Genomic DNA, 17769 nt, shown 5'->3' on the forward strand with positions numbered 1-17769 from the left:
TGTTGGATTTGATGGCTTGCACCGACCGCCACTTCTCTGTAAATCCATATAGGCGCTTATTCGCGTGTTTAAATCTTGACCATAGCATAACCTATTTACGAATTAAATTCAATCACATTCTGTTGATTTTTGTAACCAAAGTTCACGTAGAATGCCATACATCCGACCATAATGGTCACTATCCGCATTCCGACGCCATTTAAACATCACCGCTTGTGGATTAACGTCGTCTGGCAATTCAATACTCGAGGTCGTAATAATCATATCGGCGTCTTTCAAATCCGCATCTTGCATACTGATATTGACGTAGCGAATCCCCTTTAAATCCGTTAATAGATCTAAATAACCCATGTAAGATTGTTCGGCCACTAAAACAACGTTGACTCGGTGTAATGGCGCTCGCTGTTGGATCAGCTGTATGAAAACATTGTAGTAACCATTAACGATTTCATCGTGCATGTCCTTTAAGAAATCGACATCACTATTCATGAATAAATGATCAACTGTATCTTCAACGTCCCGTTTCAAGAGTTGATCCTCTTTTAAATTCAAATTGGCATCTAATAAGAAACGGTTAACCCGAGATGTCACGTCTTTTTTATAAATATAAGTTGAAGCCGTCATCGCGATTAACGTCCGTTTCAAAATATCGACTTCTGCGTCATCTAATTTCAAGAAATAATGAACGTTTAACGGAATCCGGTCAACGAAATCCGAGACAAACTGATTAATTTCAGGCACATAACGCGTATGTTGTTCGCCATCAGCTAAGGCATACCGGTTATTGCTATGCAAAAAGATGGGGCTAAAATTAAACGTATAATACATGTTCAGTGATTCTAACATGGCCTCTTGATCCGTCATTTGCGCTAAAATACTGCGCATGCGGATTGCTTCGCGGGTAAATGGCCGCACCATAAATTCGTGAGTCATATTAGGCACTGGATACCGAATAATATCTTGCGCCGAGGTATCTTTAATAAACTTCTTTTGCATCACGCGATGATAAATCACGGCCATCGCATACCCGCCGATTTCACGAGTCAATATATTCGGTTGGGCTAATTGGAACCGTTCAACAGTCACATCAAACGCTTCCAAGGCATCATCACGATCGATTGCTTCAAACGGCCAAGAATGACCATCCGTTGCCATCCAGAAAAGCATAATCAAAATTAAGCGAATCGTACTTTCATCGCCTTCTAAACGGATTGGATCATAAAAAATCCGAACATCAAAAGAACGAATAAAATCCCGTAAACTCTTTAAATGTCGTAAAACCGTTGCTTTACTACTATTATGGTCCTCCCAGAACGTCTGGAAGCCCATTTCTTCACCAGTCAATAATATTTTTACGAAATCATAAACATCGGACTTGCTGACCAATGAAAAGTGATAAACATCGGACGGCACGCTAAATAGTAGCTGTGTTTCTTCCGTATCTTGACCCACAATCTTTTTCAAATCGTCGACAATACTCATATACATATTATATAAACTGCCATAATTGCGATTCAAAAGTGTCGCAACCTGTTTTAAATTAACGTCATCAACTAATGGATTATTATTTCTAGAGAGTTCAATCCGCTTTTTGACCGGTAGTTCATCGCGCTTTAAACTAGCTATATCAAGCAGCAAATCATATTTTTCGCAATCTGATTGTGTCAGATAAATATTAGTATTATCCACCCTTTATTAGTCCTCCCAAAGTGATTCATTATCATTAATTAATTTTAACACTATTTGAATCGTAAAAATAGCTAACTATAAATAAGTTAAACAAAGATTGCTTTTTAACCCGAAAATGCTAGAATATTCTAGTGAGCTTTGCTCAATTAACACTATATATTGTATAATAACCAATAGATTACCACAATTTGCAGTTAAAAGAGGGAGACTGATGACATTGCTCGTACTTGCTGGCACAATCGGTGCAGGAAAAACTAGCTTAACTAAATTTTTAGCCGATCATTTGGGCACCGAAGCCTTTTATGAATCCGTTGACGATAACGAGGTCCTACCATTATTTTATAAGGACCCTAAGAAATACGCGTTTTTACTTCAAATCTATTTCTTAAATAAACGTTTTGATAGTATCAAACAAGCTTACGCTGATGATAACAATATCTTAGACCGTTCAATTTTTGAAGATTCATTATTATTCCATTTGAATGCCGATTTAGGTCGCGCAACGGATACTGAAGTCCAAGTTTACGATTCATTATTGGATAACATGATGCAAGAATTACCTTACGCTGCCCATAAAAAGCGCCCCGACTTACTCGTTCACGTGCGGGTCAGCTTCGAAACCATGCTTTCACGGATTCAAAAACGGGGCCGTTCATACGAACAATTGGATTACGATCCAACCCTCTATGATTATTACAAGGAATTAAACAAACGTTACGACGCTTGGTATGACGACTACGATGAAAGCCCTAAGATGCAAATCGATGGCGACCAACTAGACTTCGTTGAAAACGAAACAGACCGTAAAAAAGTCATCAACATGATTGACGAACGATTAAAAACACTAGAGAGTGACTGAGCTGTTTAGCTTTTGAGTATAGCCTAAAATGGCGAATTATGACTGTCCTTTAGTCATGATTCGCCATTTGTAGCTAGACGGAAAAAGCTAGCTCAGGAACGCGTTTTAAAGAGTGTGAGTCCTCACAGGTAGCTTCTGAGCATTAGCCTAGTTCCGTGAATAAAGTCTGGTTTTTAGACTTTGTTTGCGAAACGTCGCTAAGCACAGGAAGCTGTGATGACGAACACGTTTAGAGAGTGACTAAGCTGTTTAGCTTTTGAGTATAGCCTAAAATGGCGAATTATGACTGTCCTTTAGTCATGGTTCGCCATTTGTAGCTAGACGGAAAAAGTTAGCTCAGGAACACGTTTTAAAGAGTGTGAATCCTCACAGGTAGCTTCTGAGCATTAGCCTAGTTCCGTGAATAAAGTCTGGTTTTTAGACTTTGTTTGCGAAACGTCGCTAAGTACAGGAACGCGTTTAGAGCGCTAACTCAGCCGTTTAACTTCTGAGTATCCAAAAAATAAGCACTTAATCCTCACCGTCTAGGAGGATTAAGTGCTTATTTCAATGCTTTTATTTAATCATTTTTCTTACGGCGATAATAATACACAGCGCCGCCAATGATGATTAACCCAAGTCCAATCCAAACAGTTGCCTTCATAAAGTCTTCACCTGTTTGTGGTAACAATCCTTTTTTGTTAGATTGTTTTGGCTGATTAGGTTTGTTAGGTTTAACCTTATGCGGTACCCGTTGATTGACGAAGCGACCAACGTTAACCGTTGTTGGTTTTCCTTTCGCACTGGCTTGAATCTCAAAGTTAACTGGTGACGTCTTTAAAACATAACCAGTTGGTGCCTTAGTTTCAATGAAACTGTATTTTCCAGGCGCTAAGTTTTGCACGGTTACAATGCCTTGCTTATCCGAAATAACGTCTGATAAACCGTTAACCGGTTGACCGTCATTATCGACCACCTTGAAATGCGCACCTGCTAATGTTTGACCATTGGCATCGGTCTTAATTAACGTTGCACTTCCTTGATAATTAATGAAATGGGCACTCGCAGTGACCACTGCTGGTTTGCCAACAACACTCGCTTGAATCTCAAACTTAACCGGCGTTGTATTGAGAACATAACCGGTTGGTGCTTTGGTTTCCACGAAGCTATATGTGCCTGGTGCTAAACCAGTTGCTTTCACTAAGCCTTGGTGATCTGAAACTAAATCAGATTGACCTTTAACCGTTTGACCATCAGCATCAATCACCTTGAAATGCGCACCCGCTAACTTTTGACCATCAACATCGGTCTTAATTAACTTCGCATCACCTTGATAATTAATGAACTGGGCACTCGCAGTGACCACTTCTGGTTTGCCAGCCGCGCTATCTTTAATTTCAAACTTAACTGGCGTTTGATTTAAAAGATAGCCAGTTGGCGCTTTAGTTTCAACGAAACTGTAAGTGCCAGGTATTAAATCAGTGGCTTTAACAACCCCCTGATTATCCGAAACGATATCCGTTAAACCCTTAACCGTTTGACCATTAGCATCAATCACTTTGAAATGCGCACCCGCTAATTTTTGACCTTTAGCGTCCGTTTTAATCAATTGCGCATTCCCATGATAATTAATAAACGAGCCTAAATTGACGACGTCTGGACGACCGATCTGTGCTTCAATCGTAAAGGCTTTAGGCGTCGTATCCAAAATATACCCCGTTGGCGCTTTGGTTTCAACCATCACATACCGACCAACTTCAAGCCCTTTAAACAGGAATTTGCCGAGTTTATTAGTCTTGATTTGAGTCGTCTTTTGACCGCTAGCATCATAAACTTCTAACGCCGCACCGGTCGGTTGGTTATTTTGATCTGCTTTGAAAACTTGATAAACAGCACCCGCCAAACCTTCTTTGTGCTCGTTGACTTTTTGACCTTCAATCACGGATTGATAATTAGGGAAGTTCAAGTTATCAATCACTTGGTTTTGATCATCATTTTTAGTAACGACAAAGTAAACGGGTTGCGCATTTAATAGACACCCTGGCGCTGCCTTAGTTTCAATTACTTTATAGTTCCCGACTGGTAAGTTATCAATATTCAACACACCATTTTCAGGGACAACAATCTTCTTGACTAATGTTTCTTCACCGTCAATAATCCGATAAAGTTCGAATTCGGCGCCCGCCACTTGACCATCTTTGACGATCTTCGTGATTGCTGCTTTACCCTTAAAGTTTTGGAAATAACCTAATTTGAAAACTTGGGGATCACCCGCAAATTTATCAGGAATGACCACTTTAATTAAACTGTCATTCACGACATAATCGTGCTGACCATCTAATTTAGGCGCTTTTGTTTCTTGATAATAATACGTTCCTGGCGCTAAGTCGGTAAATTTAACGACCCCAAGGTTATCACTGATTACTTTTTTATTCAGCGGCTTCTTTTGACTGTCGTACAACGTAAATTCAGCGCCTTTTAGCGTATGGAAGCTTGTATCAATTTTGACGATTTGGAAAGCCCCTTTGTAATTAATAAAGGCTTTGGCGACCTGTACCACACTTGGTTTTCCGTTTGCTTGATTCTTAATCGTAAAATCAACTGGATCAGTATTCAATAGATAACCCGTTGGTGCTTTGGTTTCAATAAATTGGTAGTCACCTGGCGTTAAATCAGTGACCTTCACAATCCCTTTAGCGTTCGACGTTAATCCCGTTTGAACTGTTTTACCTTGGGCATCAACAACTTTAAACTCGGCACCCGCTAATTTTTGACCGGTTTTATTCTCTTTAACTAATTCGGCACTCCCACGATAATTGACAAAATTATCATTAGCCATCACGGTTTGTTTGCCTTGATACTTAGCCTCAATTGTAAACGAAACCGGCTTCGTATTTAGCAGATAACCGGTTGGTGCTTTGGTTTCGACAAATTGATAATTTCCTGGTGCTAGATTTTCAACCGTTACTTGACCTTGTTGATTTGATTTCAACCCAGCCTGAACCGTTTGACCCTTTGCATCAACAACCTTGAATTCAGCCCCAGCTAATACTTGACCTGTTTCTGATTTCTTAATTAATTGCGCGGCCCCTTTGTAATTAATCTTGTCGCCTAAATCGACATTCGGAATTTGACCATTGTCTTTTTGACGAACAACAAATCTAATTGGCGTCGCATCTAATACGTAACCGGCTGGTGCTTTGGTTTCAACCAATTGATAACGACCTGGTTTTAAATTTTCAATCGTTAATTGGCCGTTCTTATCCGTGACTAATCGTTCGTAGCCTTTAACCACTTTATTTTTAGCATCCCGCACTTCAAATTCGGCCCCCGCCAATGCGGATTGTACGGTTTGCCCAGCATTATTCACCAATTCACCTTTTTTATGCACCGTCACTTTGGTAGGTTGGTTCGTAATTTTTTGAATCCCAAACGTATTGGTTTCTGTATCCTTTTGGATCGTGATTTTTTTACCTTTTAATAATTCGTCACTAATCGTGTATCCCGCTGGTGCTTTGGTTTCAACCAATAGATAGTCTTGAACCCGCAGATTGCCGAGTTTTAATTGACCCGCGGCATTTGTATCACCCTCACGGACCAATTTATCTTTTTGACCGTCTTTACCGATTGTCCATAATTGTAAATGAGCACCGGCTAATTTTTGACCCTCTAGGCCTTGTTTAACCAACGTAACGGACCCTTTAGAACCTTCTGCCGAACCACCACTGACAATCACTGACGTGTCAGTTTCAGTTTCTTGTTTGATTACTTTATTATTTTCAGCCACAATTGACGCGTGGTTGCTGACCGTATCATTGGCTTTATCAGACGTAATCAAACCCCGGTATTCAATGATGTACGGTGTTTTAATTTGATTTAAAAAATCAACTTTAATCGTTTGTTGCCCAGTTGTACTGTCGGTCGTAATACTTAACGTGTAATCTTGACCTTCTTTTAAAATTCGACTAGGGTCTTTTTCAATCTTACCGTCTTTATCGACTTTAGTACCGTAAACCACGACATCCTCTTTTGAAACATAAGTGTTCGTTGACGGTGTATCTTTGACGTGCACGTTATCTAACGTTGAACCGGAACTATTGACCGTCAAATCCCATTTAACGTAACTACTATCATCGGGATCTTGTTCCCCCGTCTTTTCAATGATACTACCAGAATGTTGGGCTTCAACGCTGGCACTTAAATCATGTGAAGTCCCGTCATTCGTGAGGTTTGCCGTATTCTTGTACTGTTCGCTATCAATTAATTCACCAGCCAAACTGGTTTCAAAGACTAAAACATAAGCTTTATGACTGCCTTCTGGTAAATTAACTTTAACTTCTGACTTCGACTTTGTTGGTTCCGTAATCTTGGCGTTTTGAACTTCACTGCCTAAAGTGTACGAACCATCTTTATTAATCGTTGCTTCATAAAGATGTGCACTACCATCGACATAGTTTTGTTTCACCGAAATTGGATCAACAATCGTTGCGTTCTTCAATTCTTGTTGATTATAGTTGACCGCCACGGTCCAAGTGATTTTCTTGGACGTTGCATTATAATCACCCGATTTTTGACCATTGTATTTAAAAGCGGGTTTGGGGTCAAAATTCTCATCGGTTTCATTATGATGTTTGCCACCATTTGCATCTTGCCAATCCATTGATGCCCCGTTGTTAAACGTCACATCCCCTTCATGACCAGTCCCATCATCAATCGACCCTGTTTCAAAATGACTCTTGTAAGTCAATTGATATTGGTGATCAGTGCCTGATTTTAACGGTTCTTTAAACGCTACGGTAAACCCATCGGCTGTCGCCACCAGTGTATATTGATTCGCTGGCACAACTTGTTTCGTCGTTTTATCCATGATTTGGAAGCTATCTGCCAAAAACGTTTGGCCTTTTGATAACGTATCGGTTAAATGCCAATTTTCCATCATGTAACCGGCATTGTTGATATCAATTTTCCACGGAATTTCGCGATTCGTATAATCAACACTTCCATCGATATTTTTAACAATACCTTCTTGGTTAGCCGTCCCTTCTGAATGGGCATCTTCACCCGTATCATTCGTGACCTTATTCGAAATTTTAGTTGGGTCATCGACGTAACCGTCAACTTTCGTTGTGTAATCAATTTTAACCGCGTAATCAATATCTTTTAAAAATTCAATTTTAAACTTATTGGGATTTTTAGGATCCGGGATTAACTTGTAATCAACGCCTTCAACCAACGCCGCCCCTTCAACTGGCTTACCGTCATTATCAAACATTACTTTATGCAACACGATACTATCTTAATTTAACGTTAAGCCATCACCCATTGTATCTTCAATATAAGCACCTTTATGATGCAATACTTCATTATAATTGTAATCAACTTCCCATTTGTACTCTTGATTTTCACCAGTCGAAGTGGGACCCGATTTCGTTAATGCTTTTTTATATTCAGCCGTGACACTAGCTGAAGCATCGGATTCGGTCACACCATCATCCAAGACCGCCGTGTTTTTGAAAGTGACGTCGCCACCGTTAGTTGGTTTGACATCATCGTCAATCTTGCTGGTATATACAACTTGAAAAGCTTGATTTGTTTCGGCATATTGGCCAATCAGAGTGACTTTGCCTTGCGCATCGACACGGTAATCAGTGCCTTCTTTTAACGGATGCGTTTTATCGATTGGTTTAATGACATTACCTTGTGCATCCACCTTAATCGGATAAATCGCAACACTCTCAAACTTAGTCCCATTGGGCATTGGATCAGTAATCGTTGCATCGGTCATCGTCGTTAATGGTCGGTTAATATTAACTTCCCAAATCACTTGATCCGGATTAGGTGTCTTATCAAAATGACCCGCCTTATCTATTGCTTGGTCATAATCTGGTCGAACATGAACGGGTTGTCCCGGGAAATGTTCCTCCGTTGGCGTCGTAATGACGATATCCCCAGTTCCAATCGTCTTATCAAATTTAGCATCGTAATCAAACGTCCCATGAATATCATGATCAGTGTCGACTTTATCATTAAATTCAAAATGAACCGTACCATCCGCGTTAACCGTATACGTCCCGTATTCACCTAACTTACCGCTACCCGCTTTGATTTCAACCCCATCTGGTAATTTAAAATCAAAATAATCGCCAGCTTGCATCTTTTGTAATACTTCTTCTGGGATTGACCAAGTATAGTTAACGTGGACTTGTGCATCAATTGGCACATCGGTTTGATCCTGATATGGATCACCATTCTTGTCTAAATAAGTCACCGTTGCACTTTCAATAATCGTTGCTGGATCAATTCCTGCCTGAGTTAACAGATCACGAATATCTTGAGCTGTGGCTTTTTCCTGTTTAGTTTTAACGACTGCTTTAACCGAACTACTTGAGCTAGTCGTCACTGTCGATTCCGATTGACTGTCAGTTTTAACCGATTCACTCTGGCTAGTCGTACTACTTGTCGAGCTTGAACTAACTTGATTATCCGTCAATTCTGCCGTCACTTGTTGTTGATTTAAGTGCGCCACTAAAGTTGTCTGGCTCTTTAGAATTGTTGGATCTAGTTTCAAATTCAAGTCCAACGTTCCTTGTGTTTGGGGCGCAATTCTCAATTCAATTTGATTGTCTTTGATCGTATAACTAACGCCAGCAAGCGTTTGAGCTTGTTTAACGTCTAAAATATGGGCATCATCGATTTGAATCGCCTCAGTTTGTTCAGTATCCGTTTGGTTATTCACCTGTGTCTCAAGTTGTGCATCAACCGTCTGTGTCGTCGATTGCTTAACCTGCAACTTCTTCAACTGAACATAATCTGTTCGTTGCGCAATTGTTTCCGCTACAACTATTGCCGGTGTCGCCAAATATTGAACGATAATTATTAACGCCATTAATATAAAGATAGACCGACTCCAACCCTTTTTCTTTTCCATGATACCCCTCCATTACAAGCTACAATTAGTAGAACTTGCTTTCATTTTAGCACTGCAGTTGTTAAACACAACTAATCAATTGTCATATATCTGCAAAATTAACTGGTATACAATTTAATTTAAAACTATTTATATTCAAAATCCATTAACATAATTATTATTAAAAACATAATAGTATTAGGCCTTAACAGCCGATAACGGCAGTATATCATTTACGCCAGACATCGTAAACACTGTTTACAATGTTCAATTTCATAAAAATGGTTATCAGATATTGATATTATTGAGTTTCCGGATTTTTTATTAATTGCACAAAAAAACCGAATCGACTATCTTCACCATCGATTCGGTTTTTTAAATGTTATATATTAGTAAATAATAATAGTTATATTGATAATCGCCAATTGAAATCAGCGGTATAGGTGCCCACTGAATAGTGATTGCTGAACGGCAATCTAAAATACAAATATCGTTGTGTACTAACAATAGCCGGAACAGAACGATGACCACCAATCCCAGCATCCGCCATAACCCCAATTGGACTCTGATTATTTGGATCGACCATAGGTATATAACCGCTCGTTTCACCACTCAATTGATACAATAAATTATTCGGCAAATTGAATGGCGAGTCCCCTGCCGTCAATCGACCTAAATGCAATTGGTACTGCGCTTGTAATGGATTATAAACCGCTATTTCTGGTTGTTGTGCCGTTCCATGATTGGCCACTTTTAATTGTTTTAAGCTAATCGTATTCAACAACATTTTGACATCGCTATGACCAGTTTGTCCGAGTTGTTCTGTCCCAAAATCTAATGAATTAGGCACCGAAACTTGCAACCTCCCTTGCATCGCCAAGTTAAAGGTCAATTGACTACTCAACTGACTGCCGGTCGTATCTAAATCAGCCGTGGTCACCGTCGTCGGTGCTATTCCGAATTCAATTTGATTTTGACGTTGCATTTGATAGCCCATCACATTCGAGACACTGGCGATCGCCCCACTGCTTTGTGGCGTTATTTGATAGTCTGAATCTTTCGATAACACCGCTTCTAGATCCGGAATCGTCACCGATTCGCCACTTAGATTGGCTTGATATTGATGCCATTTCCCTTTATTTCCATTCGTGATTACTCGATAGAATAGATGATATTGATCAGCCGGATTCGTGATGTTGACCGTTGTTTGAATTCCCGAATTCGGTAACGGCTGTAAATGACTGGTTGCATCATCATAATTAAAAGTAACAGTTTGATTACTTTTAACCGTTTGTTGCTGATTGCCATTCTTAAGAATCACCGACGCTAACTGTTGTGGTAAATTAGCTGGATTATTCGGATCCAGTTTTTCAATCGTATCGGTGCTCAACCCGTCAGCGTCAAAATGACTCGCCAATGAACGTTCTGCTGTAATATTATTTTCAATTAAGAGCTTGCCACCCGTAATAATATTACCAAAAAAATTAGCCCCATCGCCACGATTGGCCAACGTAAATTGACTAACATTGGGCGTTAAAATTGTCCCTGCCATCAATTGTTTAACATCTTGCCCCTCAACTTTGAACTCACCAGTTGCATTCGCAAAATTGTTCATAATATGTCCAGAAATCAACTTATTAATCCTATTCGTACCATCATCTGGATTAGCCGTGCCGTTGACAATAATCTTATATTGACTGTCTGCTGTAAAATCTGGTGTTTTCGTCCAATTTAAAAAGATATACGGACTATATGCATAGGTTTCATAGTCACTGTTCCCTATCGCCTTCGTGCTTTTAATAGTCGCATCTTGGTTAGTGATATTAATGGTCACATTTGTCGGTTTACCCGATAAATTCACAAAAATCAAGGGTGGGTGTTCAGCATAATTTTCTGTATAACCCGTCTTCAAATTAATGTTAACAATCGGATTAGCCCCCGTCCCACCGATGACACTCGCTGAATCAACGGTGTCTTTGCTATAACTGACCGGTTTTTCTTCCGAAGTAAAACTTGCATAGAAAGCACTAATCTTTTTCAATTGTTCCGTTGCTGCGGTGAAGTAAGAAGAATCATCACCATCTCGACTAACTGCACCGATTAATTTACTTTGATTATCTTTAAAATCCGTCACTTCTGATACCAAACTCGTACTTGTTCGACTTTTCAAGGTGCTATTATCAATTTCAGGATAAGGATACTTTAGTTTAAACTGACCTAATTGATTGTTCTTAATCGCAACCGCCACATTATTAGCAACAATTTGATTCTCGTTGCCTTCTGCAAACCGATAGCGCGCGTTAACCATGCTAAGAGCATTATCGCCGACCTTATTTGAAACAATCACAGGTTCTGCTTTAGCCACTTCAAAATATTTAGCACCATTATTATAAGCGCCCTCGAACACATTGAATGTTTGACTAGCAAAACGCCCCTCTAATTGTTCAACATTACTAGTTCCAACCGTCAAATCCCCTCCCGCGAACACCCCGTAATACGAGGCGACACCCAGCGGGTAATTATCTTGACCGTCTTTAGTGACTGGAATCGGTAAATTATCGTCATAATCACTAGCTTGTACAACAACAGTACGACCGCTTAAATAAAGAAACGTCGTTGCGAGCAAACAAGCCATTAACCATCTATTAAACTGTGCGACTCGCATATTTCTCCCCCTCGGATTATTCTAGCGTTCTTTCTTGACGCGTTTTCTAGTCCCTAAATAGTAAGTTAAACCTAATACTAATAAGACGATGACGATTGCCAATAACAACCACCAGAACCAATTAAACCGTTGATTATGCCGATTGATTTGAGTTGCTTGTTTTAAGCTAATCGTGAAATTTTGATTAAACGTCCAACGATATTGACTGTTACTAGCCACTAAATGAACTCGGTACTGACCCGGATTTAACCATTGATCGCCAACGGGAATTTGATAATTAAAATGAGAATTGGCCGCCATACTGCGATTCGTTTGTTTTTGGCGGAAAAGGACTTTATTCGGTTGCCCCTTTTCCGTAACGATCGCATCAATCGTTAATTGGCCAACTGTTGCCGGTTGATCATTCATCAATTGTGCCAGAATAGCTGGGTTGGATTGATTGTTCTGACTTAATTTGATTTTTTGCAACTGTAATTTCGGTTGCGCATGGACCGTCGCGCTTTCGCGGAGAATCACGCCGATGCCCATTGCAAATTTATTCTTAATACTGAACCCAGCTTGATTCGTTGCTTGCGCCTGACCAGCTGCTAAATCTTCGAAATAAAAGGCACCTTCTAGAATCCCCGAATAAGCCTTCGCTGGCATTTGCGCCGTGAAAGTGACTTGCTTCGTTTCATTGGGTTTTAAAGTTATTTTTTGTACATCACCAAAAATCTGATTGAACTGATACGGCGCAGTTGATAGCACGCCTAATTCATGTCGATTCATACTTTCTTGACCATCATCAGTCGTATACCCCGTATTGGCCTCGGCCTTGATGGTCTTCGATTGATTCTCTAAATTCTTAACGGTCACTGTGAAAGTTTGTTTAGCCCCCGGCGCCATTAAAACGTCAAAATAACTAACGGCTTGATTATATTGATTGCTCGGCAAATTAGCCGTAACCGTAAAACCAGAACCCGCAGCTCGAACGGTTTGAACGCCGCCAAATAGCATCATGAAAAAAAGTAAACTACTTAATATTAATTTGAATTGTCGTTGATTACGCATTTATGCTCCTTATTAGTCATCTAAAAAAGGGCCGGCACTTTTGCCAACCCTTTTATTGCCATCATTTTAACCTTGGCTTACCGCACTTGATTGATCATTTGCTAATGTCCACGTCATAGTGCCTTTATACGTACCGTTCTGCAGACCTTCTTTATTCGTTAAATCTAACTGAGTACCAGAACCCAAAGTCTCGGTAGCCTGATCAATCCCGTTAGTATTAGCCTCTTTGGCACTCCAAACTAACGAATCACCACTGCCGATTGTTCCACCATTGAATGTTGAAACGGCATCTGTATTCGCCAAGTCGGCCGTACCAGCTAGTGTCATCGTTCCTTCAACCGTGCTTGAACCATTCTTAAAACTAGACACATTAGCCTTTAGATTCCATTCCGAACCGGTTCCACGGTAATCTTGGACAACGATGGTTGGATTAACAGACGTTTTGGCGTCCATTGCTAACGATGGTGTTTTTGTTGCTAACAATTGATCCAAAGTCGCGGATTCAAAATTAATTTCCGTTGGAACACTAACTAAACTTAACGTCCCAGGATTAACCGTAAAATTGGCCCTTGTCGTCGTTTTACCATCCGTTGTGTCATCTGCATGTGCGATAACCGTGTTGCCCAATACCGTTGCAGCTAGGACTGTTGTTGCTAATAACGTTATTCTTGTCAATTGCATGATGGATATCTCCCCAAATTAAATAGTTAGCGGGGTCTATACCGTTATCGCTATAAACCTGCCCAATTGAAATAATTTTAGCTTAATTTTTATCAAAAGACAATTAGTTCAACTGGTTTATCATTCATCGCAACGGTGTTTAAATTTTAAACATTCAATTATCATTTCAGCTATTTCTGGCAGACCATTTAGCCCTTAAATTTAATACAAATATTACCCAATAAAATCGGTTAATAATCCTCTAAATCGGTCCAATACGACCACGCACCCTATCTACCTTACATATTTATACATAAATAAAACAAATTGAAACCCATTTCGCCGTAAATGGTCATCACTTTTTTGAAATAATATTCATTATTACCATATTTTAACTTCTCATTTGCACGTCTCATCCCTTTTAGATATCATTACGATTCAATGATTGTTAATATAATTAATATTGAATTCATTAAAAATATTGTCATATCAACGTTACGATTTAAAAATATTTATTTTGCTAAATTTGTTAATAATTAATAAACAATGTTAATCAAATTCACTTTTTTTCGATTAAACCTCTATAAAATGAATATTCCATTAATTGCAGACGATTATTTAGCAAAAGAATTTATTTTGTCTATTATTTCATTTGGGACAATTATCTAATTCATGTAGAGTTGATTTCGACTTGCTCTAATAGTATTCGTCAAAATTTAACTGCTTGTGCTATCTTTAATTAGGTTAGCTAAATCGCTTAACTGTCACGCGTACAATTTAATTTTGCACGTGAGTTAACTGTTTTACCCATTCGTTTCCTAATAATTCGATAATTTACTTACTCATAATTAATCACCGTCAAGCACAGTAACGGTTAGTCGATACTCAGGCTTTTATCTCACCGCTAGATTCAGTATAATTAAGCTATCGATTACTTTGGGGGGAAATTCATGCGCACATGGCAAAAGGCAATCTTATTGGCACTTATTATTATCGCAATACCATTATTCTATTTCGAAAATCGCTTTTTTAGTCAAAAAGCTCAAACCACAAACTTGAAACAACAACAACAAACCACTTTACAGGCTTATCACAGCGATGCCAGCGAGCAATACGCGGCGTTTAAAACGTATTTGCAACAGGAACCGCAGGCAAAGGTCTATTATTTTATTCCTGAGAACACTCAGAACCAACCGATTGAACTGTTAGATCAATCCAAAAAACTGGGTGACAAGCTCTATCAACAAATGAGCCAACAAAAACCGGCGATTAAACGTTTAACGATTTATGTGACTTATCAAAGCACTAACATTCAAGACGACACTTACGCGTTTAAATTATCAGCAGCAGCTTACGGCGTGACTAACAAAGGCTTTAAAACAGTCTATCAAAAATTGGATCATTTAGATGCTTCTGAACAAATCTATAATTTAAGCGATCAAACTAAACCGGTCACTTTACAGGCGTTGGCTAAAGACACCTCAACGACAGCAACCCTCAAACAAATTGCAATCGACCAGCTCATCAAAGATCGCAATTCTGATTGGGACGCTGTTCAAAAACTGCAACAACTGACCTTCAGTGATCAATTTGACTATACCACTGACGGTTTAACGTTACACTTCAATTCAAATCCATTAAAAATCACTAAAATTGAGTTACCATTAGAAATAGTTGGCCCCTATCTAAACCCAGATTACGTTCCCTCTGATCACCAGGCGACCGCCATTAAAGGACGCAAAAAAGCCATCGCCTTAACGTTTAATACAACGTTGAAACCCCAAGTTACCGAAGCGATTCTGAAAACCTTAACGGATAACAATATTTCGGCAACCTTTTTAACCACCGGTGCGGGTGTCAAAGCCCATCCAGACGTTCTAAAAGCGCTCATAGCAGCTCATCAAGGCGTCGGCACGCAAACCTATGCTAGCGATGATAATCCCGCTACGATGGCCACAGCGGACTGGCAAGCCAACGTTCTAAAAACTAATCAGGCTTTCTACCAAGCAACCGGTAAACTACCAGCTTACCAACGATTACCACTTGATACGGCCAACGCACAACTTGCTCAAGCCACTCAACGACCATTCATCGAATGGAGCGTTGATTCGCAAGATTGGTCAACCACAATTGATGCACCGACGATTACGAGTAACGTCTTGGCGGGCGTTAGTGGCGGCGATGTCGTCCTATTGCACACGACCGATGTGACGAATCAAGCCTTGCCAGAATTGATTAAACAGCTCACAGCGAAAGGCTACCATTTTACCACGGTGGATGCTTTATTCGACCACCAGCTAACGCCGCAACAACAAATTTTTAAAGTCGGCGATCATCGTACTTTAAAATAAAAATCAGTACTAGGCAGTCAACTCAACTCGCGGTATAATCAGGATAAGCGTTTTCAAAAACCGTTTACATCCAAGGAGGATTTATCGTGTTAATTGGCAGTATTGAAGCAGGTGGCACTAAATTTGTATGTGCCGTCGGAAATGAAAATTATCAGGTCCAAGATCAAGTCTCGATTCCAACTACGACTCCTAACGAAACCATCAAGGCCGTCATCGCATACTTTAAACAATTCGAATTAGACGCAATGGGCATCGCCTCATTCGGCCCCATCGAAATTCGCAAAAATAATCCCTTGTACGGCTACATCACCACCACACCGAAGCCTAACTGGCATAACACTGATTTGTTAGGTCAAATCAAAGCCGCTTTCGACGTCCCAACAACTTGGACCACCGACGTTAACGGTTCCGCATATGGCGAATACGTGATGTCCACACTATCTAATGAAAAAATCCAATCACTCGTCTACTACACAGTCGGCACCGGCGTCGGTGCTGGGGCCGTCATGGATGACCATTTTCTAGGCGGTATCGGTCATCCTGAAATGGGCCACACTTTCGTTAAACGACACCCATCCGATTTAGATTTTAAAGGCATCTGTCCTTACCACGCCGATTGTTTAGAAGGCCTAGTTGCCGGCCCGACTTTTGAAGCCCGTCTTGGTCAAAAAGGTGAAACCGTACCGTTAACCGACCCCGTTTGGGATATTTTAGCTTACTATCTTGCTCAAGCTGTGATTCAAGCAACTTTAATCGTGCGTCCCGCTAAAATCGTCTTCGGGGGCAGCGTCATTAACAATATGTTATTAGATAAAGTGCGGCAATCTGTGACTGAACAATTGAACGGTTATGTCGAATTACCACCACTCGACCAATACATTACCCGCCCCGCAATTGCCAACAACGGTTCCGCGACCCTTGGTAATTTCGCGTTAGGCCTAAAAGAATTACAATCATAAAATTGAAAATAAGCTGTGACAGCACTCGGTTATCAATTGAGTACCAAGTTGAAATAACTGATTATCCCGAACTAAGGATAATCAGTTATTTTGATTTGAACGGAGATTGATGAGTGCTAGAACGCTATTAAAAACAAAAAACATTTTAGAAATTGAGAAAATTTAATCCCAAAAACGTAATTGAATGTGTAGCCGTCAATGAAAAACGCTGGACTCTGTCAATCGAATATTGACTTTAGGAGGTGAGCGTCTTGCGAAAAACAAAAGGAGAATCGTTCATGAGTCTGTTTTTACAGATTCTTGCTGCGGTCAAGCTAATCTTGGTCATCTGGAAACAGATCCAAGATTTAATTGATCGCAATAAAAAAAGCCGCTAATTAGCGGCTAATCACCATTTGCAATGCGACTACGTGAGGCGAGGTGTTGGACGACACCTTGCCTCTTTTGCATGGTTTTAGTATAGCATGTTTATCTACGATTACTAAACAAAATAAATTTCAAACTATGAAGAAAATTCTGACCCAAAAACGTAATTGGATATGTAGCCGTCAATGCAAAACGCCGGACTCTGTCAATCAAATATTGACTCTAGGAGGTGAGCGTCTTGCGAAAAACAAAAGGAGAATCGTTCATGAGTCTGTTTTTACAGA

At 39.9% G+C, this 17769-nt stretch carries 10 protein-coding genes; 4 read left to right on the plus strand and 6 right to left on the minus strand.

Features of this window, described 5'->3' with window-relative positions:
* Positions 1–108: 108 nt before the first annotated feature.
* A complete protein-coding gene (locus LFUMFP_RS00680) occupies positions 109–1689 on the minus strand; it encodes a helix-turn-helix domain-containing protein (protein ID WP_106482848.1) in 1581 nt (526 codons plus the stop codon).
* A 211-nt stretch (positions 1690–1900) separates the two neighbouring features.
* On the opposite strand from LFUMFP_RS00680, the gene LFUMFP_RS00685 reads away from it, so the two are divergent.
* Entirely contained in the window at positions 1901–2548 is a 648-nt protein-coding gene (locus LFUMFP_RS00685) for a deoxynucleoside kinase (RefSeq protein WP_025083550.1), read from the plus strand.
* A 559-nt stretch (positions 2549–3107) separates the two neighbouring features.
* Here the strand turns inward: LFUMFP_RS00685 and LFUMFP_RS00690 are convergent.
* The 5 genes from LFUMFP_RS00690 to LFUMFP_RS00710 all read right to left on the minus strand — a co-directional run bounded on the left by LFUMFP_RS00690 (position 3108) and on the right by LFUMFP_RS00710 (position 13830).
* A complete protein-coding gene (locus LFUMFP_RS00690; protein WP_106482849.1) occupies positions 3108–7799 on the minus strand; it encodes a SpaA isopeptide-forming pilin-related protein in 4692 nt (1563 codons plus the stop codon).
* A 24-nt stretch (positions 7800–7823) separates the two neighbouring features.
* Complete coding sequence (locus tag LFUMFP_RS00695; protein WP_106482850.1) at positions 7824–9455, minus strand: collagen binding domain-containing protein; 1632 nt, start codon at positions 9453–9455, stop codon at positions 7824–7826.
* Between the two features lie 385 nt (positions 9456–9840).
* A complete protein-coding gene (locus LFUMFP_RS00700) occupies positions 9841–12099 on the minus strand; it encodes a hypothetical protein (protein WP_106482851.1) in 2259 nt (752 codons plus the stop codon).
* A gap of 21 nt (positions 12100–12120) precedes the next feature.
* Entirely contained in the window at positions 12121–13149 is a 1029-nt protein-coding gene (locus LFUMFP_RS00705) for a WxLIP family cell surface protein (RefSeq protein WP_106482852.1), read from the minus strand.
* 66 nt (positions 13150–13215) lie between these two features.
* Positions 13216–13830: a WxL domain-containing protein gene (locus LFUMFP_RS00710; RefSeq protein WP_106482853.1), complete on the minus strand. Its 615-nt coding sequence runs from the start codon at positions 13828–13830 to the stop codon at positions 13216–13218.
* A gap of 929 nt (positions 13831–14759) precedes the next feature.
* Here LFUMFP_RS00710 and LFUMFP_RS00715 point away from each other — a divergent pair.
* The 3 genes from LFUMFP_RS00715 to LFUMFP_RS09985 all read left to right on the plus strand — a co-directional run bounded on the left by LFUMFP_RS00715 (position 14760) and on the right by LFUMFP_RS09985 (position 17496).
* Positions 14760–16160 (plus strand): polysaccharide deacetylase family protein, encoded by a 1401-nt coding sequence (locus LFUMFP_RS00715; RefSeq protein WP_106482854.1) that lies wholly within the window; start codon positions 14760–14762, stop codon positions 16158–16160.
* An 86-nt stretch (positions 16161–16246) separates the two neighbouring features.
* Positions 16247–17119, plus strand: coding sequence for a fructokinase ScrK (scrK, locus tag LFUMFP_RS00720; RefSeq protein ID WP_106482855.1), 873 nt, complete (start codon positions 16247–16249; stop codon positions 17117–17119).
* 251 nt (positions 17120–17370) lie between these two features.
* Positions 17371–17496, plus strand: a complete 126-nt coding sequence (locus LFUMFP_RS09985) for a hypothetical protein (protein ID WP_269843909.1) — start codon at positions 17371–17373, stop codon at positions 17494–17496.
* Positions 17497–17769: the final 273 nt, after the last annotated feature.

It is taken from the genome of Latilactobacillus fuchuensis, assembly GCF_900258455.1.
GTDB classification, from domain to species: Bacteria; Bacillota; Bacilli; order Lactobacillales; family Lactobacillaceae; genus Latilactobacillus; species Latilactobacillus fuchuensis.